Here is a 26699-nt window from a genome sequence, read left to right as displayed (position 1 = left end):
AACGTTTTTTTTACATGCTCTTACATGCTCTATAGAAAGTTGGTGCCATCATGAATTATGCAGAAAAATTATACAAGCACTCAGTGACGGTGCTGACGAAAGAAGAAATGTGGATTGGCTTTGGCTTAGGAATATTGAAAATCCTGATGATCCTGCTTGTTTCGGCACTCATCATCCGATACGGAAAATCAGTTGTACATAAGTTCTTCTTCATGCGTGCGACCGGTCCGCTCCGCATCTCGGAGCGAAGGGAAGCAACGCTTTTGAAACTATTAGGCAATGTGATAAGATATGTTGTCTTTTTTGTGGCGATCATGGCGATTCTTCAGGTGTTTTCCATTGATGTGAAGGCATTGCTCGCTGGTGCGGGAATAGTGGGCCTTGCTGTCGGTTTCGGCGCGCAGAGCCTGGTGAAGGATATTATCACAGGATTCTTCATTATCCTGGAGGATCAATTTTCGGTTGGAGATTATATCAAGATCGGACAGTTTGAAGGGACCGTTGAAGAAATTGGCCTTAGGACCACTAAAATAAAAAACTTCACCGGAGAGCTTCTTATTGTCCCGAATGGGAATATAACGGAAGTCACGAACTTTTCCATCCACAATAGTGTTGCTGTGGTGGACATCGGAATCAGTTATGATGAAGATATAGAAATGGCAGAAACGTATATCCAGGAGCTCCTGGAATCGATAAAAGATAAATACGAGGAAATTGTGGATCCGCCTAAGCTCCTCGGGATTCAAAACGTCAAGCAGAACGAAATCATTCTCCGGGTCGTGGCAGAAACCACTCCCATGAATCACTGGTTCATTGCCCGCGCTCTAAGAAAGGAAATCAAAGTGCTGCTTGATGAAAAAGGGATAAAGATCCCATATCCGCGCATGGTGATGTATAACCAGGCAGAAGAAAAAGTAAATAAGAAGCATGAATAGTCAGAACGGGAGGATTTGGCCATGGCCGATAAAGAATTTGGTTTAAATGATGTGGTAGAGATGAAAAAAGCCCATCCATGCGGTGCTAATGCCTGGAAGGTCATTCGGATGGGAATGGATATCAGGGTCAAATGCGAAGGCTGCGGCCATAGTGTGATGATCCCGCGGAAGGAATTTACGAGGAAGGTCAAGAAGATCCTTGTGAAACATGACCCTGAATAATCAAAGGGAAGGTGAATGGAATGAAATCCGAAAAAGAAAAGATGCTTGCAGGGGAGTATTACCAGGCATGGGACCCTGAGCTGGTCGAAGAGCGGGCAAGAGCACGCCGCCTGACAGCCCGGTTTAATGCAGCAGCAGAAGCCCAGTCGGATGAACGGACTTCCCTGTTAAAGCAGCTATTCGGTGCAACTGGTGAAAATATCTATATCGAACCAGACTTCCGGTGTGATTACGGCTCGAATATCTATGCGGGCGAAAACTTTTATGCAAATTTCAATTGCGTGATATTGGATGTTTGTGAAGTGAGGTTTGGAGATAACTGCCTCCTTGCTCCCGGAGTTCATATTTATACTGCGGCCCATCCGCTCGATGCGGCTGAACGGGTGTCAGGCCTTGAATATGGCAAGCCGGTGACCATTGGCAGCAATGTCTGGCTCGGCGGCGGCTGCATCATCAACCCGGGGATCACAATCGGTGACAATGCGGTCATTGCTTCCGGTGCCGTAGTGACAAAGGACGTGCCCCCAAACACAGTAGTCGGGGGAAATCCGGCCCGTATCCTGAAACAGCTGGATTAACAATCTGCTTCCTTTTCATGGGAAGCTTTTTTGCTGGCGGGGGAGCTTTTTCAGCCTCGTCAGAAAAGGCGGCCATCTGCATTGGCACTTGTCTTTTTCAGGGCTAATCTCTATAATTGGAAAAGGTTTAGGTAATTTGAAAATCTATTTTTTGACACATAGACAAGAATAATCCCAAGAGGAAGTGAATATAGATATGGCTTTAACAGCAGGCATAGTAGGTTTGCCAAACGTAGGCAAATCTACTTTATTTAATGCAATTACACAGGCAGGAATTGAATCTGCCAACTATCCATTTTGTACAATTGAACCAAACGTAGGAATCGTAGAGGTGCCGGACAGCCGCCTCCGCAAGCTGACAGAACTGGTTCAGCCTAAGAAGACGGTACCGACCACTTTCGAATTCACAGACATCGCCGGAATTGTAAAGGGCGCAAGCAAAGGCGAAGGTCTTGGCAACAAATTCCTCTCCCACATTCGTGAAGTAGATGCCATCTGTCACGTTGTGCGCTGCTTCGAAGACGAAAACATCACTCACGTCTCAGGAAAAGTGGATCCGGTCGATGATATAGAAACCATTAATCTTGAATTGATCCTGGCTGATCTTGAATCAGTGGACAAACGCATTGAACGCGTAGGCAAAATGGCTAAGCAAAAGGATAAAGAAGCCATCGCTGAGCACGAAGTCCTTGTCCTTCTAAAGGATGCTCTCGAATCAGAAAAGCCGGCACGCACGGTTGAATTCACGGAAGAGCAGCAGAAGCTGGCTAAAAGGATGCACCTCTTGACGTCTAAGCCTGTTCTTTATGTGGCCAATGTAAGCGAAGATGATGTAGCTGATCCGTCTGAAAATGAATACGTCCAGCGTGTCCGGGCCTTTGCAGAATCAGACAATGCCGAAGTCATCGTAGTCTGTGCAAGAATCGAAGAAGAAATATCGGAGCTGGAAGGCGAAGAAAAACAAGAATTCCTGTCTGAGCTCGGCATCGAAGAATCCGGCCTTGACCAGCTGATCCGTGCGGCATACAGCCTGATCGGCCTTGCCACCTACTTCACAGCAGGCGTACAGGAAGTCCGCGCCTGGACCTTCAAAAAAGGCATGAAAGCACCTCAATGTGCCGGCGTCATCCACACCGACTTCGAACGCGGCTTCATCCGCGCCGAAACTGTCTCCTACGACGACCTCATGGCCGGCGGCTCCATGGCAGCAGCCAAAGAAGCCGGAAAAGTCCGCCTCGAGGGCAAAGAATACGTAGTCCAGGACGGAGACGTTATACACTTTAGGTTTAATGTATAAAAGCGGAAAGCGGTGCTTTTCAAAGTAGATTTTTTGTAGGGCATATTGTTATACAGATTGTATGAGACAACAAAATTAATTAGATAAGCAGACACCTGACAGAAGTAAGAAGGGCGGCATCAAAAGGCCGCCCTTTGCCTTTTGGAGGCGACATACTTACGGCCGAAGGTGTCAGTTTGGAGCTGGATAGACTAAAAGCGGAGAACGGTGCTTTTCAAAGTAGATTTTTGGTAGAGCATATTGATACGCAGCTAGTATTAGACAACAAAATTAATTAGAAAAGCAGACACCTGACAGAAGTAAGAAGGGCGGCATCAAAAGGCCGCCCTTTGCCTTTTGAAGGCGACATACTTACGGCCGAAGGTGTCAGTTTGGAGCTGGATAGACTAAAAGCGGAAAGCGGTGCCTTCTAAACGAGACACATCGAGCGCAGAATGCAGCGCAAATCGCGAGTAAAATAGATCTTCATAAGAAGGCAGAGACACGAACAGCATAAGACGAGCAGGCCATGAGAAGCGATTTATCTTCTCATGGCCTGTTTGTTAGTATGAAATATATAAACGCAAGTAAATTGTGGTTTTTCGCAAGTAAAGTAAACAATTCCGCAAGTAAAGTATAGTTTTCTGCAAGTAAATAATAAAATCCGCAAGTAAAGTAATGAAGTTTGCAAGTAAATAGTCAATTTCCGCAAGTAAATGTTAAAAATGAGCGGTTTTAATGTATTGATTATTAAAAAAATGAGTAGGTATATTGAATTTTTAGAAGTTCATAACCTTTAAGCTTAATCTTGTCTCTTTTTATGCAAAAAAATGAGGGTTTTTCGCTATTATTTAAATTTTCATCCCAAATTCCAAACCCCTTATTCTAAATAAAGCAGCTGTTAAACATCTTTATATAATACTGCATAGCTTTATTGCAATCTGGTCACTTATATGCTATAATTTCTTATTGTGAGTAATTGAATGTAATTGCTCCTTGCCCTTAATTGGGCCGCTTAGACCAAAAGGAGGTGACAGTGATGACAAAGTACGAAATTATGTACATCATCCGTCCAAACATTGAGGAAGATAGCAAGAAAGCTCTAGTTGAGCGTTTCAACACAATCCTTACTGATAATGGTGCGGAATTAACCGAGTCAAAAGACTGGGGCAAACGTCGTTTAGCATACGAAATCAATGATTTCCGTGATGGCTACTACCAGCTAATTCACATGAGTGCTGATGCTGCTGCAGTTCAAGAATTTGACCGTTTAGCTAAGATCAGCGAAGACATTATCCGTCATATCGTTGTTAAAGAAGAAGTATAATAACCTTTCAATATAAACTTTTGTTTCAGTTGAAACAATGGACGGGAGTTGATTCTGATGATGAACCGCGTTATTCTTGTGGGACGTTTAACAAAAGATCCAGAGCTGCGCTATACTCCAAACGGAGTGCCGGTTGCAACTTTTACATTGGCTGTTAATCGTGCTTTTACTAACCAGCAGGGTGAACGTGAAGCGGACTTTATTAATTGTGTGGTATGGCGTAAACCAGCTGAGAATGTCGCAAACTACCTCAAAAAGGGAAGTTTGGCAGGCGTTGACGGCCGGGTCCAGACTCGCAACTATGAAGGCCAGGATGGTAAGAGAGTATATGTCACTGAAATACTGGCTGAGAGCGTCCAATTTCTTGAACCTAGGAACAGCAATGCTGGCGGTGGAGATAGGAATGAAGGCGGGTTCTACGGCGGGCGCCAGCAGGAGTCCTCGTACGGACAGCAAAATCAAAATCAGAATCAACCACAACGAAACAACAACAATAACTATACACGCGTAGACGAAGATCCATTTGCGAATAACGGACAAACCATCGATATTTCAGATGACGATCTTCCATTCTAAGGAATACGCAAAAAATTCATAATAAAGGAGTGAATACACATGGCAATGGGCGGACGTAAAGGTGGACGCGCAAAGCGTCGTAAAGTATGTTACTTCACAGCACACGGAATCACACACATCGACTACAAAGATGTAGATCTTCTTAAGAAGTTCGTTTCTGAACGCGGTAAAATTTTACCACGTCGTGTGACTGGTACACATGCTAAATACCAACGTAAACTTACAGTAGCTATCAAGCGTGCTCGCACGATGGCTCTTCTACCATACGTAGTAGGAGAATAAGGTAAAACGAAAGACACCCGATTTAATTGGGTGTCTTTTTTTATGTCCAGACACGTGGGATAAAGCTTATATAGTTATATCGAATCTTAAAATATGAGTTCTCAATTAGTATAGTGATGAAGTTTCCTCTTCATTATTTTCTAAATATTGGTATAATGTGAATATTTCAAGATGGTATTTATCCATAGGAAAAAAACTATTAAAAGGAGTATGGAAATGTCACTCATCCTTCATACTGAACGTTTAACTTTAAGGCCGTTTAAACTTAGCGATGCGCCTAGAGTCCAAGAATTAGCGGGAGATAAAGAAGTGGCAGCAACAACGTTAGGTATTCCTAACCCATATCTTCTCGAGGCAGCGGAAAATTGGATTAAGAATCATCCCGGATTTTGACATTGCATATGAGGTTCATTATTTTCTTGTCAAAATAGCAGGCGGTCATCAATATATACAAGATCCTGATCATCTCATATACGATGTGGGCTGGAAGTCTGTTCCTGAGATACAACAGTTAGAGTTGACTTACCCGGAAGACAAAGATACTTTGATAGAATTTGTGAATTCAAGTAAATGTTAAGATGCGGTTGAACAAGCATTAAGGTGTGTGAGGCATTTAATAGGGACTTGGTTCATTGGGCTAATAAAGAGATCAAACCAGTTATCTCAGAATGGATAATAAAGTAGTCAGCAGTGTGTAACTAAGGTCATATTGCTACAGGAGGATTTTAAGTTGTTTCTAAAACATAAAAGCGATCCCGATTTTTCTCCTATATTGGAACACGTGTTACATACATATGATAAGGTAATCTGCTCAGGTGCAGCTGCATTTGTGATTCATAATGACACGATTGTTTTAGAAGAATATATAGGGAAACAATCAATTAAAGAGGACGCACGAATCGTGCAGGAAGATACCCAGTTTCATGCAGCTTCTGTAAGGAAGAGCTATATTGGTTTTGCGGCAGCTTATGCTGTGTATCATGGTTATATAAAGAGTATAGATGAACTGGTATTGAACTACCTTCCGGGGCTTGAGGCTGCTTTCTGGGAGAACACAACCATTAGGCACTTACTCACTCATACCCATGGGCTGAGCGAAAAGGAAGGCTCTATTTATCGTGAATTTCCAGCCGGGGAAGGCTGGTCCTATAGACAAATTGGGGTAACCACGCTGAATGAAATTATAAAGAGGACCACTGAGAAAACAATATCCGAGATTTTGCACGAGCAGGTTTTCGTTCCATTAGGTTTTAAAGAAACAAATTGGCACTCCCATAAAAATGAACAGCTGGTTGATGTCATTCTGCGATATGAAGAGGATGGCGATTGGAAAACTAGTGATAGTACAGCCGGCGATAAAATGAATATGTATATTTCGGCACGCGAGTTAGCCTTTTGGGGCTATTTTCATTTAAAAGAAGGGAATATAAATGGAAAACAAATTGTCCCGAAAGAAATGATTCGAATGGCGGTGTCGCTGCAGAGTCCAGCAACAATAGAAAGGGATCTGCCGCAAAATGGATTCCTATGGTTCGTGAAAGATGTAAATGCAAAGAAAACGGAGATTGGCGAACATGTTCCTAAAAGGTCATTTCAAATACTCGGATATACAGGTGTGACCTTATTGGCAATACCAGAACAGAACCTGGTTGCCGTTCGTATGTTTAATAGTTTTGGATCGCCTGAAGGACATGATTACCTGGCTGATGTTAGATCGTTTGGAGACACTGTGATCGGGTGTGTAAATAGATAGGAAGATCATATTCCACTTAATATTTAAAAAGCATCCTCCAATTTGAAGGATGCTTTCCTGCTGTATAAAGATCTTTGCTGTCTTATCGCAGCTTATCAGTAATCAGTACCCCTATAGGAGTTTAAACCAATAAAAACCAGTGAATAGAAAACAAAGAGAGGTGATGACAATGAGCAGCTGTAATCTCGATCACAGCCGGGAAGATGTGCTTCATAAGCTGAGTCAGCAGGATGAGTTCCTTCCGCATGGACTGACCGGAGAAATAGAAAGTTTTTTAGGAGAGGAACAGAGCCAGGAAACATTGAATGAGGTGTTTCATCTGCTGAAGAAATATGATTTGTCTTCCACAGAGGAAAGAGAGAGCCGTAATGAGCGGCTGGAGGCTTTATTGGTGAAGGGATAAGGAGAAGTTTAACGGGTTTCCCTGCATTTATGGTTTCTTCATCAGTCTGCGGGGTAGAGTGCTAGGTAAGTGCTATACATATCATTCAAAAGGGGTGTCGTTTTGGGCAATCGCAAGGATGAACAGCTGGAACAGTACAGGGTGGATGATCAGGGTGAAAAGTTGACGACCAATCAAGGATTGAAAGTGTCTGAGGATGAGTTTTCGCTAAAAGCGGGGGAACGCGGTCCGACACTGATGGAGGATTTTCATTTCCGCGAAAAGATGACTCATTTTGATCATGAGCGGATTCCTGAACGAATTGTCCATGCCCGCGGGTTTGCTGCGCATGGGGAATTTGAGGTGTATGAATCGATGAAGGAGTATACAAGGGCCGGATTTCTGCAGGATCCTTCTGTCAAGACTCCTGTTTTCGTACGTTTCTCCACGGTAGCCGGTTCACGCGGCTCAAGTGAAACGGTCCGGGATGCCCGCGGCTTTGCGGTGAAATTTTACACGGAGGAAGGCAATTATGATTTAGTCGGAAACAACATCCCGGTATTCTTTATCCAGGATGCCATTAAATTTCCGGATTTGGTTCATGCATTAAAGCCGGAGCCTCATAATGAGATTCCACAGGCAGCTTCTGCTCATGATACATTCTGGGACTTTGTGGCGAATAATCAGGAATCAGCGCATATGGTGATGTGGGCGATGAGTGACCGGGCTATACCAAGAAGCTTCCGGATGATGGAAGGCTTTGGTGTACATACATTCCGATTTGTAAATGAAGAGGGGAAATCCCGCTTTGTAAAGTTTCACTGGAAACCGGTGCTTGGCACTCATTCTCTTGTTTGGGACGAAGCCCAAAAGATTTCCGGAAAGGACCCGGATTTCCACCGGAGAGACTTATATGACTCGATTGAAAATGGGGATTTCCCGCAATATGAGCTCGGGGTCCAGATGATTGATGAGGAAGATGAGTTTGCTTTTGATTTTGATCTATTAGATCCGACCAAGCTTTGGCCTGAGGAGGATGTTCCGGTAAAGCTGGTGGGAAAGATGACGCTGAACCGCAATGTGGATAATGTGTTCGCTGAAACCGAACAAGCGGCATTCCACCCCGGACATGTTGTGCCCGGCATCGATTTTTCAAATGACCCGCTGCTTCAGGGGCGCTTGTTCTCTTACACAGATACACAGCTGCTCCGCCTTGGAGGACCCAACTTCCATGAACTGCCGATCAACCGCCCTGTCTGTCCCTTCCATAATAATCAGCGGGATGGATTCGGACGCCAGACGATCAACCGGGGACGGGTTTCCTACCACAGGAATTCGCTGGCGCAAAATACTCCAGCACCAGCTTCTGTTGAAGAAGGGGGATACGCCCACTACCAGGAAAAGGTGGAAGGATATAAGGTCCGCAAGCGAAGCGACAGTTTTAAGGACCATTTCTCCCAGGCGTCCCTGTTCTGGAACAGCATGAGCCAGCCGGAGAAACAGCATATTATGGAGGCTTTCAGCTTTGAGCTTGGTAAAGTGAAAAGCGAATCCGTTAAGCAGCAGGTTGTCAATATGTTCGCACATGTCAGCCTGGAGCTTGCCCAAGGTTTTGCCGAAGCAATTGGGGCCGAGTTGCCGAAAACAGGAGGACCGCAGGTAATGAAGTCTTCTCCGGCATTAAGCCAGGAAAATACAAAGAAGCTTCCTTCTACACGAAAAGTGGGTGTAATTCTGGATGAGGGTTTCAATGGGGAAGAAGTTGTCTCCATTCTAAGCAGCCTGAAAGCAGAGGGCATTCAGACGGAAATCATCAGCAGCAAGCTCGGCATGCTGAAGGGATCGGATGGAAGTGAACAAAAAGTGGATCACACCTTCCTCACCAGTGACTCCGTCCTGTTTGATGCGATTTATGCGGCCGGCGGTAAAGGGGCAGACAGGCCATTTTCCATGCAGGCTTCCAAGTTCCTGCTGGAGGCTTTCATGCATTACAAGCCGATAGGAGCGACCCATGAAGGTGTCAAATGGCTTGCGGCCAATGAACTTGAGAATACTCCAGGTACAGTGAGCGGCCAGGACCCTCTGCAATTTGCCAGGGACTTTGCAGAAGCCATTTCTGCGCACCGCCACTGGGAACGAAAGATAAACGGATAGAATGTTTGGCGGCCTTCAAAAGTGAGGCCGCTTTTGATTGATGAGCAGGCATTAATCAGGATGGGAGCTCCGCCACCGTATCTCTTTCAATGAGGCTGGCTGTAAGCTCATCATGGGTTATCCCGTCCTTGTCAATCGATTGTAAAAAGAGCTTTCTGCCCATCTGGGAAAGAGGAATTTCGAGAGTGGTGATTTTCATGATCTGAGCAATCGGCTCGTTATCAAACCCAATGATAGAAAGGTCACCAGGTACCGGGATTCCCGAATCCTGGCAGCAGGTCAGGATGCCTGCCGCCACCTGGTCGCTTGAAACAATCAGGGCAGTGGGGCGGTCCTCGAGCCCTGACAGCCGCTGTACCACTTTTAATCCGTCTTCGAAGTTAAAGCAGTCGTGAAAGATAAAGCTCTGGCTGAAGGGTTTGCCATATTTCCTCAGATGGTCCCTATATGCCTTCTCTCTCTGTGTGCTGTTGCTGCCTGAATTCCTCCCGATACAATAGCCGATCTTCTCATGTCCTTTATGGTGCAGATACTCAAGTGCGTGATTAAACGTTTTATAGTGATCGATGAAAGTGGAGGATATCTCGGTGCCTCTGGTATCTTCACATAAAATGATCGGGCCGTAAGCGTGATATTTATTAATAATCTCAAGCCCCGAAATTCTGGAGCAAATGATCAATGCATCCACCTGTTTGTTCTTCAGCATGTCCATCGCCTGAATTTCTTTGTCTTTTTCATAGGCCGTCTGAAACAGAACGAGCGTATAGTTGTGTTTAACAGCCTCGCCGGCAATACCTTCCACCAGCTGTCCGAAATAAGGATGGTTGGTGAACGGGATGACGACGCCGATGAGGAAGGTCTGCCCAATGCTTAGATGCACGGCATTGATGTTCTGCTGATAGCTGCAGGCTTCCATGGCACGCTTTACAGCTTCCTGCTTCTCTTTGCTTACATACGGATGGTGATTCAGCACGCGGGAGACGGTCGTCACGGATACGCCGGCAAGCTTTGCAATCTCTTTAATATTTGCCATATAAACTCCTTCTCTTTTCTTCTTGCTCTGAAATGCGTTTCATCATTTACCATGAACGTAAACAGAGGGAGGGATATAGATGGACACAGCAGTTGGATTATTCTGCCTGATTTTAATCTGCGGAGCGGTTGTATGTTTTTCGTCACTGACCGTTTTCGCTTATCAGCGCAGCTGGAAGGTAAACAGAACGGATGACGCTTTTGCTTACTTATTTGACGTATATGACGATGGCGAGTAACGCGGCAGACTTCCGAATATCTTGTCGGCAAGCTTCGGAAGCTCCTCATAGCTTTCAAAGGTATATTCATGGCTGAAAGGTTCCCAGCTGCTATTTTGCTTCCAAATGGCCGCCATCCCGGCATTGGCCGCTGCCCGGATGTCATTGTCAGGATGATCGCCTGCATATATGGCACAATCGGCTGGCACCTGCAGCTCCTCCAGTGCTTTTAAGAAGATGCGGCTGTCCGGTTTTTTCATGCCGGCTTCCTCTGAAATGAGGATAATATCCATAAATGGTTCAAGCGCCAGTGCCTGGATGGAATGCCTTTGGAACTGTGTTCTTCCATTTGTAATCAACCCCAGAAGATATCCCTTTTCCTTAAGGTTCCGAAGTGCTTCGTATATCCCCTCGAAAGGGGCACAATGGGCATGGAAGTTTGTTATATAATCATTCAGAAGCTCCTCCGGGCCTACAGATGAAATGCCATGCCGGTCTAACAGCAGCCTGTATACCTCATCCTTCCACCTGTATCCGCGCGCGTCCAGTTCAATAAAACTGTTTCTGTACTCCAGTTCAGATAAGGAAGAAAAGTGATTCAGATAGCGTTTGTATTGTTCCGAAGCAAAACGATAAATGGAACGGTCCCGGTCGAGAAGGGTGCCGTCGAGATCAAATAGAATGGCTTTTTTCATAGATTTCTCTCCTATCATTTCCGCCCCGGATTTTGATAAAACAATCTAACCATGCCGCAAGATTGATTGTGGAGCATATAATGGATAAAATAAATATAAGGGATAACTCGGTTTTTTTAAAGGAAGTGAATGTATGGCCAACGGAAGAAAGATTGCAGAGAGTGCAGCCTTATTGGCTGTTTTTTGTATTTTGGTGTTCCTGTCTATCCAGCTGCCGGTGCTTGGCAACCTCCTGCTGTTCATCCTGCCCCTCCCGTTCATCCTCGTGGCGGGCAAACATTCGTTAGGATGGACACTTGGTGTACTTGCTGCAGGCACCCTGGTATCAAGCATCATTGGCACACTGCTCTTCGCGCCAGTCGCCCTCTTGTTTGGGGGAACTGGGGTTGTTATCGGGTATCATATACGTAAGGGAAGTTCATTCGGGACGATATATATCAGTTCGGTCCTGACCTTTTTGATTGGTTTTGTGGGATTGTTTGTCTTCTCTATCGTGTTCCTCGAGCAGAATGTCCTCGAGGCCACTATTGAAATGTTCAAGGACAGCCTTAAGCAGTCCTCACAGCTGCTGGAAGGGATGGGGCAGAATCCTGAAGAGGCAATGAAGCGGCTTACGGAGAGCCTGGATATGCTCATGGTCCTTGCACCAAGCCTGTTTGTGATCACTTCCATGATCATGGTGATCCTGATCCTGCTTGCAGTCACACCGATCATCAAGCGGCTGGGAAGGCTCGGCATTAAGTGGCCGCCAATACGCAATCTGCAGCTTCCGAAAAGCATTTTGTGGTATTATCTAATCGTATTGATACTCTCGTTTTTCATTGATGTAAGCCAGAAGGATACTATGTATATGGTTATAGTGAATATCCTGTATGTATTGCAGCTGCTGCTGCTGCTTCAGGGGTATTCCTTCCTCTTTTTCTACAGCCGCCTAAAAGGTTGGCCAAAAGCCCTTACATGGTTTATAGTGATTTTATCCTTCCTGGTACCAATTTTCCATTATGCTGTGAGGATATTAGGTATAATGGACTTAGGATTTAAATTAAGAGAAACTCTCAGTAAGAAATAGCTTACCGAGTGATTCAAGCTTTTAGGAGCTGAAAAAATGCCGTCGTATTTAAAAAAGCAGCATAGACAATCCATCAGATATCTTCTCTATATCCTGATATTCGCTGTAGCTGCACTATTGGCTGTCCTCGCTTTTCACCAGTGGATCATTGCACTGGCAGCAGCCGCTGTAATGGCAGTTCTGTTTTATATCATCATCCGTTTAGAATATAAGACCAGCCGGGAAACGGAAGAGTATATCTCGACCCTTTCCTACCGCCTGAAGAAGGTAGGTGAAGAAGCGCTTCTTGAGATGCCGATCGGTATCATGCTGATTAATGAAGATTACTTTATCGAGTGGACCAATCCATTCATAAGTTCTTGTTTTAATGAAGATACCCTCGTGGGCAGGTCTTTGTACGATGTAGCGGATGTTCTTATTCCGCTGATCAAGCAGGAAGTGGAATCGGAAACTATTACACTCGTAGACCGCAAGTTCAGGATCATTCATAAGCGTGAAGAACGATTGCTGTATTTCTTCGATGTGACCGAACAGGTTGAAATCGAGAAGCTTTATGAGGACGAGAGAACCGTTATCTCCATCATATTCCTGGATAATTATGATGACCTTACCCAGAACATGGATGATCATAAACGCAGCAGCATCAACTCCCTCGTGACTTCTCTGCTGAACAGGTGGTCACAGGAGAATGGCATCTTCTTGAAAAGAGTATCAGTCGACCGGTTTATTGCGGTTTATAACGAACATATCCTGGGGCATCTGGAAAAGAGTAAATTCTCGATTCTCGATGAGATCAGGGAGACAACCGCCAAGCAGAATGTGCCCCTGACCCTGAGCATCGGGGTGGGATCAGGCGTCTCTTCGCTGCCGGAGCTTGGCATCCTAGCCCAGTCAAGCCTTGACTTGGCCTTAGGACGAGGCGGGGATCAGGTGGCCATCAAATTGAACAATGGAAAGGTGAAATTCTACGGAGGCAAAACCAACCCGATCGAAAAGCGGACCAGGGTCCGTGCAAGGGTTATCTCGCATGCACTCCGTGATATCATCGTCGACAGCGACAAGGTCATTGTTATGGGGCATAAGTTCCCTGACCTCGATGCAGTGGGCTCATCCATAGGCATCTTGAAGATTGCCGGTATGAATCAGCGGGAAGCATACAGTGTCATCAACTTCAATGAGCTAGAAACAGGTGTGGAGAGGCTCCTTGAGGAGACAAAGCAGACGCCGGACTTGTTTGAGCGCTTCATCAGTCCGGAGGAAGCGTATGAAATGATTACGGAAGAAACGCTTCTTGTCGTGGTCGATACTCATAAGCCGTCCATGCTCATCGATGAGAAGCTCTTGAACCGATTTGACAAGGTGGTCGTGATCGACCATCATCGCCGCGGCGAAGAATTCATCGCCAATTCCCTGCTAGTCTATATGGAGCCATATGCGTCATCGACTGCAGAGCTAGTGACCGAGCTGCTCGAATATCAGCCGAAGCGCGGCAAGATTGAAATGCTGGAGGCTACGGCCCTGCTTTCGGGCATCATTGTCGATACCAAGAGCTTTACCCTCCGGACAGGCGCCAGGACCTTTGACGCTGCTTCCTATCTAAGGGCGCATGGTGCTGATACGGTACTCGTCCAGAAGTTCCTCAAGGAAAGTGTTGAGACCTATATCAAGCGTGCCAAGCTGATTGAATCTGTCTCCTTTTATCGCGATGGCATTGCCATCGCCAAGAGCAGCACCGATCAGATGAACAATCAGGTGATGATTGCACAGGCCGCCGACACACTCCTGACCATGGACGGCGTCACGGCATCTTTTGTCATCTCAAGAAGGGATGAGGATGTGGTCGGAATCAGCGCAAGGTCGCTTGGGGATATCAATGTCCAGGTAATCATGGAAGCATTGGAAGGCGGCGGCCACCTGACGAATGCCGCCACCCAGCTTGCGGATATTTCAATAGAAGAAGCAGAAACCAGATTAATTGAGGCAATAGATGAATATTTAGAAGGGGGAACTAAGGAATGAAAGTAATTTTTCTCAAAGACGTTAAAGGCAAAGGGAAAAAAGGGGAAGTCAAAAACGTAGCGGATGGCTATGCGCAAAATTTCCTGCTGAAGCAGGGACTTGCGGTAGAAGCGACCAACTCAGCGGTAGCCACATTGAACGGCCAGAAGAAAAAAGAAGAAAAAGCTGCTGAAAACCAGCTGCAGGAAGCTATCGAACTGAAGGAAAAGATCGAGAAGCTGACCGTGGAACTGACAGCTAAATCTGGAGAGGGCGGCAGGCTGTTTGGATCCATTACAAGCAAGCAGATCGCCGAAGAGCTTCTGAAAAAGCATAAGATCAAGATTGATAAGAGGAAAATCGAGCTTGAGGACGGGATCCGTACCCTTGGGCATACGAAAGTTCCAGTCAAGCTGCACAACGAAGTGACAGCCACTTTGACAGTTGCCGTAAAAGAACAGAAATAATTGGACCGTGAAATACCGGCCTAGAAATGATAAAATGTGATGAGGCTTTATCTACTTTGAAGCTTCATCACATTTTTTTACTTATTCCTATTTTACTATCCTATTACAAACATATACAAAGCCAGAGTATAAAGGGGGGCAAAAAGTATTGAATGAATTATATACAGACCGCATTCCTCCGCAGAATATAGAAGCTGAACAGGCTGTCCTTGGCGCCATTTTCCTCGAACCTTCTTCACTTACGCTGGCATCTGAGGTATTGATCCCCGAGGATTTCTACCGGAATGCCCATCAAAAGATTTTCGATGTTATGCAAAGGCTGAGTGATTCAGGAAAGCCGGTCGATCTTGTTACTGTAACGGAAGACCTGCAGGCATCCAAGCAGCTGGAGGATGTAGGCGGAGTATCCTATTTGAGCGAACTGGCAGGTTCTGTACCGACTGCCGCAAATATTGAGTACTATGCCCGCATTGTTGAAGAAAAATCCCTTCTCCGCAGACTGATCCGTACAGCGACCACCATCGCCCAGGACGGATACGCCCGTGAGGATGAAGTGGAAAATCTTCTCGGAGAAGCAGAAAAAAACATCATGGAGGTGGCCAACCGGAAAAACTCCGGTGCCTTCCAGAATATCAAGGACGTACTCGTCAAGGCATACGACAATATTGAACTCCTTCACAACCGGGTCGGAGATATAACAGGCATTCCTACCGGATTCTCAGAGCTTGATAGAATGACAGCCGGATTCCAGCGGAATGACCTGATCATCGTCGCCGCCCGTCCATCGGTCGGTAAGACAGCCTTCGCTTTGAACATCGCTCAGAATGTGGCTACCAAGGCAGGCGAGAATGTAGCCATATTCTCCCTGGAGATGGGAGCAGAGCAGCTGGTCATGCGTATGCTCTGTGCCGAGGGCAACATCAACGCGCAAAATCTGCGTACAGGCTCTTTGACGGATGAAGACTGGCGAAAGCTTACGATGGCGATGGGAAGCCTTTCAAACAGCGGCATTTTCATTGACGATACCCCAGGCGTACGGATTAGTGAAATCCGTTCTAAATGCCGCCGGCTCAAACAGGAGCACGGCCTTGGGATGATCCTGATTGATTATCTCCAATTGATCCAGGGTAACGGCCGCTCAGGCGAGAACCGCCAGCAGGAAGTATCTGAGATTTCACGTTCCCTTAAAGCCCTTGCCCGTGAGCTGCAAGTCCCGGTCATTGCCTTGTCACAGCTTTCACGTGGAGTGGAACAGCGCCAGGACAAGCGCCCGATGATGTCAGATATCCGTGAATCAGGAAGTATCGAGCAGGATGCGGATATCGTAGCCTTCTTATACCGTGATGATTATTATGACAAAGAAAGCGAAAATAAAAACATTATTGAAATCATCATTGCCAAACAGCGTAACGGCCCGGTCGGTACCGTATCCCTTGCGTTTGTTAAGGAATATAATAAATTCGTAAACCTGGAACGCAGATTTGATGACGCTGCCGTGCCACCAGGGGCATGAATCACCGCACCAGCTTCGGCTGGTGCTTTTTGTTTCTCTTTTTATAACCTGATACATAGATTCGCCAAGTTAGCTTAAAGATAAATAAAGGTGATGTTAAAGGAAAAGGGCGAACGAATAACAGCAAATGAAAAATATTGTTCGGTTTTTGTTTGACTAACATGTTGATTTCCTGATAAAATGAACGTGTTTGACAGGCAGCTGATAAAAATCAGCTGAACGTAAATTTGGAGGTGCTTGTAAGAATGTCTTCAGTAGTTGTGGTTGGAACCCAGTGGGGTGACGAGGGAAAAGGTAAAATAACAGACTTTCTATCAGAGAATGCAGAGGCGATTGCTCGTTACCAGGGTGGTAACAATGCAGGCCATACGATAAAATTCAACGGCGAAACATATAAGCTGCATTTAATTCCATCAGGCATTTTCTATAGTGATAAAATCTGTGTGATTGGCAACGGAATGGTCGTAGATCCGAAGGCTCTTGTAAAAGAACTTGCCTATCTCCATGAACGCGGCATCACAACTGACAATCTGCGCATCAGCAACCGTGCACATGTAATTCTTCCATATCATTTGAAGCTTGATGAAGTGGAGGAAGAGCGGAAAGGTGCCAATAAGATTGGAACGACTAAAAAGGGCATCGGTCCTGCATACATGGACAAAGCTGCACGAAACGGAATCAGAATTTCAGATTTATTAGAACGGGATACATTCGCAGAAAAACTGGCCAGGAATCTTGAAGAAAAGAACCGCCTGCTGGAACGCTTCTATGAGACGAATGGATTCACAATTGAAGAGATTCTGGATGAATACTATGAGTATGGCCAGCAGATCAAGCAATATGTGTGTGATACTTCTGTCGTACTTGACGATGCTCTGGATGCCGGCAAGCGTGTTCTATTTGAAGGGGCTCAGGGTGTTATGCTCGATATCGACCAGGGTACCTATCCATTCGTAACTTCCTCAAACCCTGTGGCTGGCGGAGTGACCATCGGTTCAGGAGTGGGGCCGACTAAGATCAACCATGTTGTTGGTGTCTGCAAAGCGTACACTTCACGGGTAGGAGACGGGCCATTCCCGACTGAACTTGATAATGAAATCGGCCATCAGATCCGCGAAGTGGGCCGTGAATATGGAACAACTACCGGACGCCCGCGCCGTGTCGGCTGGTTTGACTCTGTAGTCGTGCGCCATGCCCGCCGTGTGAGCGGATTGACTGATCTATCCCTGAACTCAATTGATGTACTGACAGGTATTGAAACCCTTAAAATCTGTGTAGCTTACAGCCACAAGGGAAAAGTTATGGATGAATATCCGGCAAGCCTTAAAATCCTTGCGGAGAGCGAGCCGGTGTACGAAGAGCTTCCAGGCTGGACAGAAGACATCACAGGCTGCAAATCCCTGGATGAACTCCCGGAAAATGCCCGCCACTACGTAGAGCGTGTATCACAGCTCGTAGGTGTGCCGCTTTCCATGTTCTCAGTAGGACCGGACCGTACACAGACAAACATCGTCAGAAGCCCTTGGAGACTGATTTAAATTAAATCCAGAGGGGCTGTCCCAAAATGGTCCGCCTCCTGTTCCTGCCACACGGTCTGGGTACAGGAGGCGGCCGGAAATCGGGGCAGTCCTTTCTGCATTTATTGAAGGATCATAGGCGGATGCCATTATTCTAAAAAAGTGTTGTAAGTGAAGAAATTCAAAAGATATCAGCTTTCAATATTTTTTTAGAAAAGTAGTTGCTATCAATTGCTTTTATATGCTACTATTAAAAACGTTGCTGAAACATGTTCAGCAAAGCTTAATAGCCATTAGCTCAGCCGGTAGAGCACGGCCGAGTAAACTGCGAAGCATCTCAACAGCGCTCAAGTCGAGCCGCTGCTTGAATAAACTTTCTGAGACTTGAGTGTCGCAGGATTTAACTGAAATGGTTCAGCAAAACAAAATATTAATAGAGAGCCATTAGCTCAGCCGGTAGAGCATCTGACTTTTAATCAGAGGGTCGAAGGTTCGAATCCTTCATGGCTCACCATTTATGGCCCCTTGGTCAAGCGGTTAAGACACCGCCCTTTCACGGCGGTAACACGGGTTCGAATCCCGTAGGGGTCATTTTATTTTTGCTTCCATACATAAGCAGTAATAGCAGCTTGAAAAGCGCTTCTAATAAGGTCCCGTGGTGTAGCGACGAGCAAATCATCGCCGAATAAACAGCGAGTTGTCTCGACGCATGATCTTCCCTGATTTTGCTGGAAGAGGAAGAGACAGTTAACCCGCAGTAATTCAGGGCATGAAGAAAAATTTTATATATTAATAAGGTCCCGTGGTGTAGCGGTTAACATGCCTGCCTGTCACGCAGGAGATCGCGGGTTCGATTCCCGTCGGGACCGCCATTTTTAACACAACTTAATCTAAGGGTTGTGATAAGCGAAAAGTTCGAGGAAGCGACTGAGCGAACACCGGAGCGTATGTATATACGTGAGGATGTGAGTGATGGAGCTGACGAAGAAATTTGAAGCTTAGCGCAAGCCGTAATATGGCTCAGTAGCTCAGTCGGTAGAGCACGTCCGAATAAACTACTATGAGAGTGCTCCAGCACACAAATCGAGCCGCTGCTTGCAAAAACTTCCTGAGATTTGTGTGAAGGTTATTGGTATCATTAAAGAAGGAAATAAACATTTTAATACGGCTCAGTAGCTCAGTCGGTAGAGCACGTCCGGATAAGCAACTATGAGAGTGCTCCAGCACACAAATCGAGTCGCTGCTTGAAAAAACTTCCTGAGATTTGTGTGAAGGTTATTGGTATCACTTAAGAAGGAAATAAACATTTTAATACGGCTCAGTAGCTCAGTCGGTAGAGCAAAGGACTGAAAATCCTTGTGTCGGCGGTTCGATTCCGTCCTGAGCCATCCTTTTAAGAAGCGCCCTCTGGGCGCTTTTTTGCTGTTATTTTTTGCTATGTCATTATTTTTGTACGTAAAAACAACAACCTTTTCTTAAAGATTGTTGTTTTATTAAGTATTGTAAGGAAAATAGCATTGTTAAACAGAGTTGATTGGAGCGTAAGGTGCGAGACTCCTAATCCAGCTGCGAGACTTTCACCCTCGAGTCATAAGTCAAGCAGTCCACAGGAAGAAGACCACTTCCTATGGCCTCCTCGCCTTTTGCTTGGCTAACGCATAAGTGCGACTAAGCTTCTGTCTTCGCTTACGCTCGCCAATCAGCAAGTCTTCTTTATCGGGTCTCTGCCTGCCAATATAGTTTATATTCTAATCTAAATCGGCAAACATGGAGCTTTAAATACGAGTAAATATAGCAGGCACCGTTCTCCGCTTCTTGATGCGGGATATGCGGGACAGGTGAGATCCCGGCAGGCAGGGCCGAGGAGGCTCACCGCCCGCCCCGCTCCAATGGAGCACACTGGAGAGGAAATCAACGTTCTTGTTCAACAGCCAAAATGTTTGCGAAAGCAGCTGAAAATAACCGGCGGGAGACACTTACAATACAGCATAAAAGATAAATTTGGAAAACTGCCATGGGAAATTAAGACTCTACTTAAAGGACACTGCCAGCAAAATGACGCTAAGTATACAGTTATATTACAAAAGCGTTACTTTGGACCTACTCGTGATTAAGGTGTGTTAAGGTCGTAATTGGTTTTAATAAAAAGATATCTTACTAAAGCATAGGTGACGAGTAACCTGACAGCTTTTTTGTACTGGAGGCATAGTGATTCGTGAATAGAGCTAAAAGCTTCAATAAATATACAAAACATCTCATACAGAAGGTTATGATCTTTACTGTCATTTTGATAATGGGAACCTTTCACTCGGCCGCTGCGTTTGGACCGCTTCTGCCGACTATTTATAAGGTTTACTATAAAGATACATATCTTGGCGATGTATCCGATAAGAAGAACATTAAGGATGCCGTGAAGGAACGGCTGGAGGCAGCCGAGAGCGAATATCCCGGCTACTCTTTTTCAATGAAAAAAGATATCACGCTAAAATCCGAGACGGTGCTTTTTCCAAAGACGGATGATAAAAAGATAGCGGAGAAAGTGGACGAACTTCCGCTTGAAGCGAAGTCTTATGCCTTAGAGGTGGATGGCAAAAAGGTCGCTTACCTCCCGGAAAAAAAAGAGGCTGAGGAGACGATTGAAGAGTTGAAGACTCAGTATCTTTCTAAAGCAGAGAAGAAAAAGGTGGAAGCAGCGAAATCGACTGAGCTGCCCCAGCTGAATATTCGCTTGAGTAAAGACGTAAGCATTTCCAAGGAAAAGGTTGATCCCTCCCAAATTGTAGAGCCGAAAGAAGCGCTGCATGCCTTAAACGCGGGAAAGACAGAGCAGAAAGAGTACAAGGCCAGGGCGGGGGAAAAGCCGGAGGCCATTGCTTCAAAGCATCATATGAAGCTTGAGGAATTGACCCAGCTGAATCCCGAACTTAAGGACCGCGAAAAATTAAAGGACGATGGGGTCCTTAAAGTGCTGAATCGAGTTCCATTTGTGGATGTTATCATCCAAAAGGAAGTATCAGAAACCAAAGAAATCCCAAATGCGCGTAAAGTAGTCAAGAGCAGCGGCCTTCTTAAAGGGGAAACGGAGGTCAAGCAAGAGGGGAAGAAGGGTGAACAGAGAATTCATTCCCTGGTGCTGCTTGAAAACGGTGTACAGATAGAGAAAAAGATTGAAACAGTAGAGGAAATTAAGAAGCCGGTTCCGACCATCATTGAAAAGGGAACAAAGGTCCTCCCCTCCGTGGGCAGCGGGGAATTTACGTGGCCGGCAGTGGACGGGATCATCACTAGCAAGATGGGCTCGCGCTGGGGCCGCATGCATAAAGGAATCGATATTGCCGGACCATCAAAGCGGACCATCAAAGCGAGTGATAATGGCGTTGTGAAGTTTGCCGGAATGAGCAACGGCTACGGCAACAAAGTGATCATCGACCATCAAAACGGATATGAGACCCTATACGGCCACCTGGCCTCCATCTCTATTAAAGAAGGAGATGTCGTGGCAGCAGGAACAAAGATAGGGGTCATGGGGTCGACTGGTGATTCCACAGGGGTCCATCTTCATTTTGAAGTCAGGAAAAACGGAATCCTGAAAAATCCGCTGAACTATATAAACAAATAATCCCGACCCGTATAAGGGGCACAAATAAAACAGTGTCCTTTATACGGGTTTTTCTGTGGAAAAGGGGCGGAGCTGCATGTATCATATGGCTTCCTGCAGCTAGGTGTTAACATCATTTATCTTGCTGGCATTCCTGATGTGCCTTACTCCGCTCCACCGCCTTATTGTGTTTGTTCCTGCTCTTGTCCAGGTTCTTTTTCATGCATGGGTGCGAGTAGAAAACTCATGTTTGTTTTTTTTATAAAAAAATCGGGTCATTTACGTCCATTTAACAGTAAACGCCTTCCAATCAATTATAAAAGATGATTTAAGTGCTATATCATGATAAATTATAATAGAGAACATATGTCTGATAGAAAGCGGTATACATGATACTTAAACATAGAGATATTCGAGATTGATATAAAGGAGCAATATCATGGATAAAAGAATCCTAGTGGTTGATGATGAAAAGCCGATTGCAGATATTTTACAATTCAATTTAAAAAAAGAGGGCTATGAAGTCCAATGCGCGTATGACGGAAATGATGCAGTCAAGATGGTCGAGGAAATCCAGCCGGACCTCATCCTCCTTGATATCATGCTCCCTGGCCGGGATGGCATGGAGGTCTGCCGTGAAGTCCGCAAAAAACATGATATTCCCATTATCATGCTGACGGCAAAGGACTCTGAGATCGATAAGGTACTGGGTCTCGAGCTTGGGGCTGACGATTATGTCACAAAGCCATTCAGCACAAGAGAGATCATTGCGAGGGTAAAGGCAAACCTGAGACGCCAGCAGGCAGCTCCTGCGCCTGACCAGAATGAGGATGATTCGAAGGAAATAGCGGTAGGTTCCCTTATTATCCATCCGGATGCTTATATTGCTTCCAAGCGCGGAGACACCATTGAACTGACGCACAGGGAGTTCGAGCTGCTTCACTATCTGGCCAAACATATCGGCCAGGTTATGACACGGGAGCATCTGCTTCAGACTGTCTGGGGCTATGATTATTATGGCGACGTCCGCACGGTGGATGTGACGGTAAGGCGCCTGAGAGAAAAAATTGAAGACAACCCAAGCCATCCGGCATGGATTGTGACCAGACGCGGAGTAGGTTACTATCTGCGCAACCCTGAACAGGAGTAATCGTGAATGAAAAAGGTAGGATTTTTTAGATCTATCCATCTTAAATTTGTCTTAATTTATGTATTGCTCATTCTTGTTGCCATGCAGATCATTGCCGTCTATTTTGTGGACGGGCTCGAGGATAAGCTCAGGGCAAATTTCGAAAGCTCTTTGAAGCAGCAGGTAAATATTCTATCTTTCAGTATTGAAGAAGAGATGGTGAAGGAACGGGATAAAAATTCTGCCACACTGGAAGAAGAGATCAATCAGCTGCTTCGGGATAATAAAGCCGGTGATATCCAGGAAATCCAGGTGATCGACAGCGGCAGCAAGATCATCGGTACATCCAAGGCGGATGATGGAGACGGCATTGTAGGAAGAAGGAGCACCAATAATCTGGTGAAGCTTTCCCTGCTTGGCACAGAGCAGAGCAATGTGCAGGTTGTGAAGAAAACAGGAAAGCGGATCTGGGTATTATCTTCCCCCATCAAATCACGGGGGGAGACCATCGGGGCGATCTATTTAAAGGCAGATATCGAATCAGTGTTCGAGCAAATCAAGGAAATCAATAAAATCTTCACAACTGGAACGGCGATTGCGCTTGGAATCACGGCCATCCTCGGCATCCTGCTGGCGCAGACCATTACCCGCCCGATGTCGGACATGAGAAGGCAGGCCCTGGCGATGGCCAAAGGGAACTTCTCACGGAAGGTTAAAGTTTACGGGTATGATGAAATCGGCCAGCTTGCCATCACGTTCAATAACCTGACGAAAAAGCTTCAGGATGCCCAGTCATCCACAGAAGGTGAGCGGAGAAAGCTTGCGTCCGTGCTCTCCTACATGACAGACGGTGTTATAGCGACCGACAGGAAGGGCCGGATCATCCTGATCAATGAACAGGCAGCAAAGATGCTGAATGTTTCACGTGAAACAGTGATTTCCCAGGATATCGTGCCGCTCTTAGACCTTGAAGATCAATATACGTTCGAAGGACTGCTGGAGGAGACGGAGTCTGTTATCCTCGATAACAGCACCACCGCAAAGGATTTGATTCTGCGCGCCAATTTTTCAGTCATCCAGCGTGAGACCGGGTTTGTGAACGGTTTGATCGCTGTGCTTCATGATATCACCGAGCAGGAAAAGGTGGAGGAAGAACGCAGGGAATTTGTCGCGAACGTATCGCACGAGCTGCGGACTCCGCTTACGACCATGCGGAGCTATTTAGAGGCATTGACCGAGGGAGCCTGGCGCGATGAAAGCATTGCGCCGAATTTCCTCAAGGTCACCCAAAAGGAGACAGAGCGGATGATCCGGCTCGTAAATGACCTTCTGCAGCTGTCCAAGCTCGACAGCAAGGATTATAAGATTACGAAGGACTGGGTGGATTTCACTGAATTCTTCCATCACATCATTGACCGGTTTGAAATGTCGAAGGACCAGAATGTTTCCTTTGTCCGCGAACTGCCTGATAAAGCAATCTTTGTAGAGATTGATGAGGATAAAATCACCCAGATCATAGACAATATTATTTCGAATGCCTTGAAGTACTCGCCTGAGGGCGGGCAGATCCGCTTCAGGGTGCGTGAGCTCGACGGTGAAATAGAGATCAGCATCAAGGACCAGGGCATGGGTATACCTAAGGATAATGTTGTGAAGGTATTTGAGCGGTTTTACCGCGTCGACCGGGCCAGGTCCAGGAAACTTGGCGGCACAGGCCTTGGTCTTGCCATAGCCAAGGAAATGGTCACAGCGCATGAAGGCAAGATCTGGGCCGAGAGTGAAGAAGGAAAGGGAACAGCAATTTTCTTCACCCTGCCTTATAATCCGGATCAAGAGGATGAATGGGCATGAGGGTCGAGAAGTATAAAAGCATAATCCTATCCCTGCTGGTTTTGGTCAGCATCTTTCTTACCTGGAGAATTTGGTCCTATCAGCCTGATTATGAAGAATCAAGAGATCAAAGCAGCCAATATATACAGGTCACAACTAAAGATAAGCAGGAAGTCGACAGTGTCATCAGGCCGACTGAAGTTATCTATCATAAAAACAATCAGCATTATGTCACCTCAAGCGAGCTTGAGATCAGCAAGGTGATGAAGGAGATCACGAAATGGTCTTATGCAAATTTTTATGATATATCCAGTCAGGTTTCTGAAGATGAGTTTCTGGATTTTGTCCATGGCGATGGAAAGACCGAAATCATCTTTCCGGAGAAGGTTCCTCTTTATCTATATAATTCCGTATTGCAGATGGAGGAAAGGAACCTTCCTAAAGGGAGCTTTGACCGCATTATCTTCAGTGTGAACAGCAAAAGGAATAACCAGGTTTATGTGTACTTTATTTCGTATGCGGACCGGAAGATTTATCAGTGCAGGGTCAATGCGGACAATATTGACAGATTTGAGCAGAATACCTACCGGTTTGCCTCTGCACTCTATGGAGATAGTGCCTATGAGAAGCATATCATCGGCAAAACACGTGCCGTCTTTCTTCCTGAGAAGAACATAAAGGTACCGCGCGTTACTTATAAAACGTTAGATTTGGAAATCGAAAGGTTCAAGAGTACACTTTTTAATGATCCCAACTATGTCAAAAAGACCCGGGTGACAAGAGGGGAAGAATATACCGAGGAATTTACGGACGGCTTCAGGCTCCTGAACATTTACTGGGATACGATGACCATGTCCTATGTGAATCCAACCAAGGAGACCAGTTATGATGGAAGCCCGTCCCAGCTCATCCGCAACAGCCTTGAATTCGTAAACGAGCATGCAGGCTGGGATGACAGCTACCGGTATGCCGGCTTTAATCCGCTTGACCAGAAGATCACATACCGGATGTATATGAATGGAATGCCGGTCTTTAATGAATCCGGTATGTCCGAAATCGTCCAATTCTGGGGACAGGAGAACGTCTTTCAATATTCCCGGCCCATCTTCACTCTCGATTTCCCTATTCCCATCGACGATGCCAAGGTGAAAATGCCAGGTGGAAGCGAAGTCCTGCAGGAACTGCAGGCTGTCAAGAATATCAAGAGTGAGCTGATCCAGGATATAAAAATTGGGTATGAACTTAAGCGTAATACTGAGGCTGATAATCTAGTGGGTCTTGAGCCTGCCTGGTATTACCGATATGCCGGTGTATGGAAGAAAGTTCCTTTCGGCAAGCCGGGAGGCGATATTATTGGATTGGAACAAAACTAAGACCATCTTTATCATAGTCTTTTTAATACTGGATGCCTTCCTGCTGTATCAATATATTGATAAACGCAGCTCGCTGGACTATGATTATGCAACAGAGCCGGATTTTCAGGACAGGCTGAAGGAAAACGGCATCAATGTGAGCGCCGTCCCGACAGATGCCCATAGTGAAAAATATATCATTGCCAAAAGCAAGGTATTCAAGAAAGAAGATTTTTCATCCTTAAAAACACAGAAGATGACGATCAATGATGGGTCTTCTGTATACGCAACGCTGAAGGTGTCCTATAAGCTCAGTGACCCCAAGAGTGCCGATGAAGCAGAGAAGTTCGTCCGTGAAAATGTCCTGAACGGAGATGAGTATAGATTCTGGAATTATTCGGCTAAGGATAAGACCATTCTCATGTCCCAGACATACAACCGGAAGGTCATTTATCTGAATGACAGCGGGCAGCTGAAGCTTTTCCTGAACAAGCAGAACCAGATTTATGCATACAGCCAGACATTTCTGAGCAATATTGAGGAATTCAAGGAAAAGGAAGAAATCATCTCGGCCATGAAAGCGGTCGAAACGCTCTTCAACAAAGGAAAGCTTCCCGAAAAAAGCAAAATTACAAAGGTGACCCTTGGATATTATACGGTTGTGCCGGTCAAGACAGCTTCCCAGGTGCTGACGCCAACCTGGCATATTACCGTTGACGATAAAAATGATTTCTTTGTCAATGCGATTGAAGGCCAGATCTTTCAAGTGTCATCTGATGAAGAAAAATTGGAGTGA

The 26699-nt window shown here is 45.7% G+C and carries 24 protein-coding genes and 4 tRNA genes; 26 read left to right on the top strand and 2 right to left on the bottom strand.

The window, feature by feature from the left end; all coding sequences use genetic code 11:
* The first annotated feature begins 50 nt into the window (after positions 1 to 50).
* From V1498_RS22070 to V1498_RS22020, 11 genes are all read left to right on the top strand, one after another.
* Complete coding sequence (locus tag V1498_RS22070) at positions 51 to 935, top strand: mechanosensitive ion channel family protein (protein WP_409296364.1); 885 nt, start codon at positions 51 to 53, stop codon at positions 933 to 935.
* 21 nt (positions 936 to 956) lie between these two features.
* Complete coding sequence (locus V1498_RS22065; RefSeq protein ID WP_409296363.1) at positions 957 to 1157, top strand: DUF951 domain-containing protein; 201 nt, start codon at positions 957 to 959, stop codon at positions 1155 to 1157.
* Positions 1158 to 1177: 20 nt separating this feature from the next.
* On the top strand, positions 1178 to 1735 hold the full coding sequence (locus V1498_RS22060) for a sugar O-acetyltransferase (protein ID WP_409296362.1): 558 nt from the start codon (positions 1178 to 1180) through the stop codon (positions 1733 to 1735).
* A gap of 196 nt (positions 1736 to 1931) precedes the next feature.
* Positions 1932 to 3032 carry a redox-regulated ATPase YchF gene (gene ychF, locus V1498_RS22055; protein WP_409296361.1) on the top strand — a complete coding sequence of 367 codons (1101 nt, stop codon included), beginning with the start codon at positions 1932 to 1934 and terminating at the stop codon, positions 3030 to 3032.
* A gap of 1018 nt (positions 3033 to 4050) precedes the next feature.
* Positions 4051 to 4338 (top strand): 30S ribosomal protein S6, encoded by a 288-nt coding sequence (gene rpsF, locus V1498_RS22050; protein WP_409296360.1) that lies wholly within the window; start codon positions 4051 to 4053, stop codon positions 4336 to 4338.
* Between the two features lie 57 nt (positions 4339 to 4395).
* Entirely contained in the window at positions 4396 to 4914 is a 519-nt protein-coding gene (gene ssb, locus V1498_RS22045; protein ID WP_409296359.1) for a single-stranded DNA-binding protein, read from the top strand.
* Positions 4915 to 4959: 45 nt separating this feature from the next.
* A complete protein-coding gene (gene rpsR, locus V1498_RS22040; RefSeq protein ID WP_409293491.1) occupies positions 4960 to 5196 on the top strand; it encodes a 30S ribosomal protein S18 in 237 nt (78 codons plus the stop codon).
* Between the two features lie 216 nt (positions 5197 to 5412).
* Positions 5413 to 5589, top strand: a complete 177-nt coding sequence (locus V1498_RS22035) for a GNAT family N-acetyltransferase; N-acetyltransferase (RefSeq protein ID WP_409296358.1) — start codon at positions 5413 to 5415, stop codon at positions 5587 to 5589.
* A gap of 337 nt (positions 5590 to 5926) precedes the next feature.
* A complete protein-coding gene (locus tag V1498_RS22030; protein WP_409296357.1) occupies positions 5927 to 6949 on the top strand; it encodes a serine hydrolase domain-containing protein in 1023 nt (340 codons plus the stop codon).
* A 169-nt stretch (positions 6950 to 7118) separates the two neighbouring features.
* Positions 7119 to 7352 carry a hypothetical protein gene (locus V1498_RS22025; protein WP_409296356.1) on the top strand — a complete coding sequence of 78 codons (234 nt, stop codon included), beginning with the start codon at positions 7119 to 7121 and terminating at the stop codon, positions 7350 to 7352.
* A gap of 102 nt (positions 7353 to 7454) precedes the next feature.
* A complete protein-coding gene (locus V1498_RS22020; RefSeq protein WP_409296355.1) occupies positions 7455 to 9485 on the top strand; it encodes a catalase in 2031 nt (676 codons plus the stop codon).
* A 55-nt stretch (positions 9486 to 9540) separates the two neighbouring features.
* Here the strand turns inward: V1498_RS22020 and V1498_RS22015 are convergent, their stop codons facing one another.
* Complete coding sequence (locus tag V1498_RS22015; protein WP_409296354.1) at positions 9541 to 10518, bottom strand: LacI family DNA-binding transcriptional regulator; 978 nt, start codon at positions 10516 to 10518, stop codon at positions 9541 to 9543.
* A 79-nt stretch (positions 10519 to 10597) separates the two neighbouring features.
* On the opposite strand from V1498_RS22015, the gene V1498_RS22010 reads away from it, so the two are divergent.
* The gene (locus tag V1498_RS22010; RefSeq protein ID WP_409296353.1) at positions 10598 to 10756 is read left to right on the top strand and encodes a hypothetical protein; all 159 of its coding nucleotides are present in this window, start codon (positions 10598 to 10600) and stop codon (positions 10754 to 10756) included.
* On the opposite strand, the gene V1498_RS22005 is transcribed toward V1498_RS22010, so the two are convergent.
* Positions 10723 to 11430, bottom strand: coding sequence for an HAD family hydrolase (locus tag V1498_RS22005; RefSeq protein ID WP_409296352.1), 708 nt, complete (start codon positions 11428 to 11430; stop codon positions 10723 to 10725). The two genes, V1498_RS22010 and V1498_RS22005, sit on opposite strands and share 34 nt — an antisense overlap.
* 133 nt (positions 11431 to 11563) lie before the next feature.
* Between V1498_RS22005 and V1498_RS22000 the strand changes: the two genes are divergently transcribed.
* From V1498_RS22000 to V1498_RS21935, 14 genes are all read left to right on the top strand, one after another.
* A complete protein-coding gene (locus V1498_RS22000) occupies positions 11564 to 12499 on the top strand; it encodes a YybS family protein (RefSeq protein ID WP_409296351.1) in 936 nt (311 codons plus the stop codon).
* Positions 12500 to 12535: 36 nt separating this feature from the next.
* Positions 12536 to 14518, top strand: a complete 1983-nt coding sequence (locus V1498_RS21995) for a DHH family phosphoesterase (protein ID WP_409296350.1) — start codon at positions 12536 to 12538, stop codon at positions 14516 to 14518.
* Positions 14515 to 14964: a 50S ribosomal protein L9 gene (gene rplI / locus V1498_RS21990; RefSeq protein WP_409290858.1), complete on the top strand. Its 450-nt coding sequence runs from the start codon at positions 14515 to 14517 to the stop codon at positions 14962 to 14964. Before V1498_RS21995 ends, rplI begins: the two co-directional genes overlap by 4 nt.
* Before the next feature lie 148 nt (positions 14965 to 15112).
* Positions 15113 to 16477, top strand: a complete 1365-nt coding sequence (gene dnaB / locus V1498_RS21985; RefSeq protein ID WP_409296349.1) for a replicative DNA helicase — start codon at positions 15113 to 15115, stop codon at positions 16475 to 16477.
* A 245-nt stretch (positions 16478 to 16722) separates the two neighbouring features.
* Positions 16723 to 18015 carry an adenylosuccinate synthase gene (locus V1498_RS21980; protein WP_409296348.1) on the top strand — a complete coding sequence of 431 codons (1293 nt, stop codon included), beginning with the start codon at positions 16723 to 16725 and terminating at the stop codon, positions 18013 to 18015.
* Between the two features lie 417 nt (positions 18016 to 18432).
* Positions 18433 to 18508: transfer RNA gene (locus tag V1498_RS21975), tRNA-Lys, on the top strand.
* Positions 18509 to 18513: 5 nt separating this feature from the next.
* A tRNA-Glu gene (locus tag V1498_RS21970) sits at positions 18514 to 18585 on the top strand.
* 205 nt (positions 18586 to 18790) lie between these two features.
* Positions 18791 to 18866: transfer RNA gene (locus V1498_RS21965), tRNA-Asp, on the top strand.
* Positions 18867 to 19309: 443 nt separating this feature from the next.
* Positions 19310 to 19382, top strand: a tRNA-Phe gene (locus tag V1498_RS21960).
* 827 nt (positions 19383 to 20209) lie between these two features.
* Positions 20210 to 21613 carry a peptidoglycan DD-metalloendopeptidase family protein gene (locus V1498_RS21955; RefSeq protein ID WP_409296347.1) on the top strand — a complete coding sequence of 468 codons (1404 nt, stop codon included), beginning with the start codon at positions 20210 to 20212 and terminating at the stop codon, positions 21611 to 21613.
* A gap of 418 nt (positions 21614 to 22031) precedes the next feature.
* Positions 22032 to 22742 (top strand): response regulator YycF, encoded by a 711-nt coding sequence (gene yycF, locus V1498_RS21950; RefSeq protein ID WP_409296346.1) that lies wholly within the window; start codon positions 22032 to 22034, stop codon positions 22740 to 22742.
* Between the two features lie 6 nt (positions 22743 to 22748).
* On the top strand, positions 22749 to 24572 hold the full coding sequence (gene walK / locus V1498_RS21945) for a cell wall metabolism sensor histidine kinase WalK (protein ID WP_409296345.1): 1824 nt from the start codon (positions 22749 to 22751) through the stop codon (positions 24570 to 24572).
* Positions 24569 to 25924 (top strand): YycH family regulatory protein, encoded by a 1356-nt coding sequence (locus V1498_RS21940; protein WP_409296344.1) that lies wholly within the window; start codon positions 24569 to 24571, stop codon positions 25922 to 25924. The genes walK and V1498_RS21940 overlap by 4 nt, the downstream gene beginning before the upstream one ends.
* Positions 25905 to 26699: a two-component system regulatory protein YycI gene (locus V1498_RS21935; RefSeq protein ID WP_409296343.1), complete on the top strand. Its 795-nt coding sequence runs from the start codon at positions 25905 to 25907 to the stop codon at positions 26697 to 26699. The genes V1498_RS21940 and V1498_RS21935 overlap by 20 nt, the downstream gene beginning before the upstream one ends.

It is taken from the genome of Paraperibacillus marinus, assembly GCF_046237605.1.
GTDB classification, from domain to species: domain Bacteria; phylum Bacillota; class Bacilli; order Bacillales; family DSM-1321; genus Paraperibacillus; species Paraperibacillus marinus.
The sequence above is the reverse complement of the archived record's forward strand: the minus strand, read 5'-3'. Positions and strand labels throughout refer to the sequence as shown.

Excerpts from the sequence above, each read along its gene's own strand:
- V1498_RS22025 (WP_409296356.1), top strand. The coding sequence starts at position 7,119 with ATGAGCAGCTGTAATCTCGATCACAGCCGGGAAGATGTGCTTCATAAG.
- V1498_RS21980 (WP_409296348.1), top strand. The coding sequence starts at position 16,723 with ATGTCTTCAGTAGTTGTGGTTGGAACCCAGTGGGGTGACGAGGGAAAA.
- walK (WP_409296345.1), top strand. The coding sequence starts at position 22,749 with ATGAAAAAGGTAGGATTTTTTAGATCTATCCATCTTAAATTTGTCTTA.
- V1498_RS21940 (WP_409296344.1), top strand. The coding sequence starts at position 24,569 with ATGAGGGTCGAGAAGTATAAAAGCATAATCCTATCCCTGCTGGTTTTG.
- V1498_RS21995 (WP_409296350.1), top strand. The coding sequence starts at position 12,536 with ATGCCGTCGTATTTAAAAAAGCAGCATAGACAATCCATCAGATATCTT.
- rplI (WP_409290858.1), top strand. The coding sequence starts at position 14,515 with ATGAAAGTAATTTTTCTCAAAGACGTTAAAGGCAAAGGGAAAAAAGGG.
- V1498_RS22000 (WP_409296351.1), top strand. The coding sequence starts at position 11,564 with ATGGCCAACGGAAGAAAGATTGCAGAGAGTGCAGCCTTATTGGCTGTT.
- V1498_RS22010 (WP_409296353.1), top strand. The coding sequence starts at position 10,598 with ATGGACACAGCAGTTGGATTATTCTGCCTGATTTTAATCTGCGGAGCG.
- V1498_RS22005 (WP_409296352.1), bottom strand. The coding sequence starts at position 11,430 with ATGAAAAAAGCCATTCTATTTGATCTCGACGGCACCCTTCTCGACCGG.
- V1498_RS22015 (WP_409296354.1), bottom strand. The coding sequence starts at position 10,518 with ATGGCAAATATTAAAGAGATTGCAAAGCTTGCCGGCGTATCCGTGACG.
- ychF (WP_409296361.1), top strand. The coding sequence starts at position 1,932 with ATGGCTTTAACAGCAGGCATAGTAGGTTTGCCAAACGTAGGCAAATCT.
- ssb (WP_409296359.1), top strand. The coding sequence starts at position 4,396 with ATGATGAACCGCGTTATTCTTGTGGGACGTTTAACAAAAGATCCAGAG.
- rpsF (WP_409296360.1), top strand. The coding sequence starts at position 4,051 with ATGACAAAGTACGAAATTATGTACATCATCCGTCCAAACATTGAGGAA.
- V1498_RS22070 (WP_409296364.1), top strand. The coding sequence starts at position 51 with ATGAATTATGCAGAAAAATTATACAAGCACTCAGTGACGGTGCTGACG.
- rpsR (WP_409293491.1), top strand. The coding sequence starts at position 4,960 with ATGGGCGGACGTAAAGGTGGACGCGCAAAGCGTCGTAAAGTATGTTAC.
- V1498_RS22035 (WP_409296358.1), top strand. The coding sequence starts at position 5,413 with ATGTCACTCATCCTTCATACTGAACGTTTAACTTTAAGGCCGTTTAAA.
- V1498_RS22065 (WP_409296363.1), top strand. The coding sequence starts at position 957 with ATGGCCGATAAAGAATTTGGTTTAAATGATGTGGTAGAGATGAAAAAA.
- yycF (WP_409296346.1), top strand. The coding sequence starts at position 22,032 with ATGGATAAAAGAATCCTAGTGGTTGATGATGAAAAGCCGATTGCAGAT.
- V1498_RS22060 (WP_409296362.1), top strand. The coding sequence starts at position 1,178 with ATGAAATCCGAAAAAGAAAAGATGCTTGCAGGGGAGTATTACCAGGCA.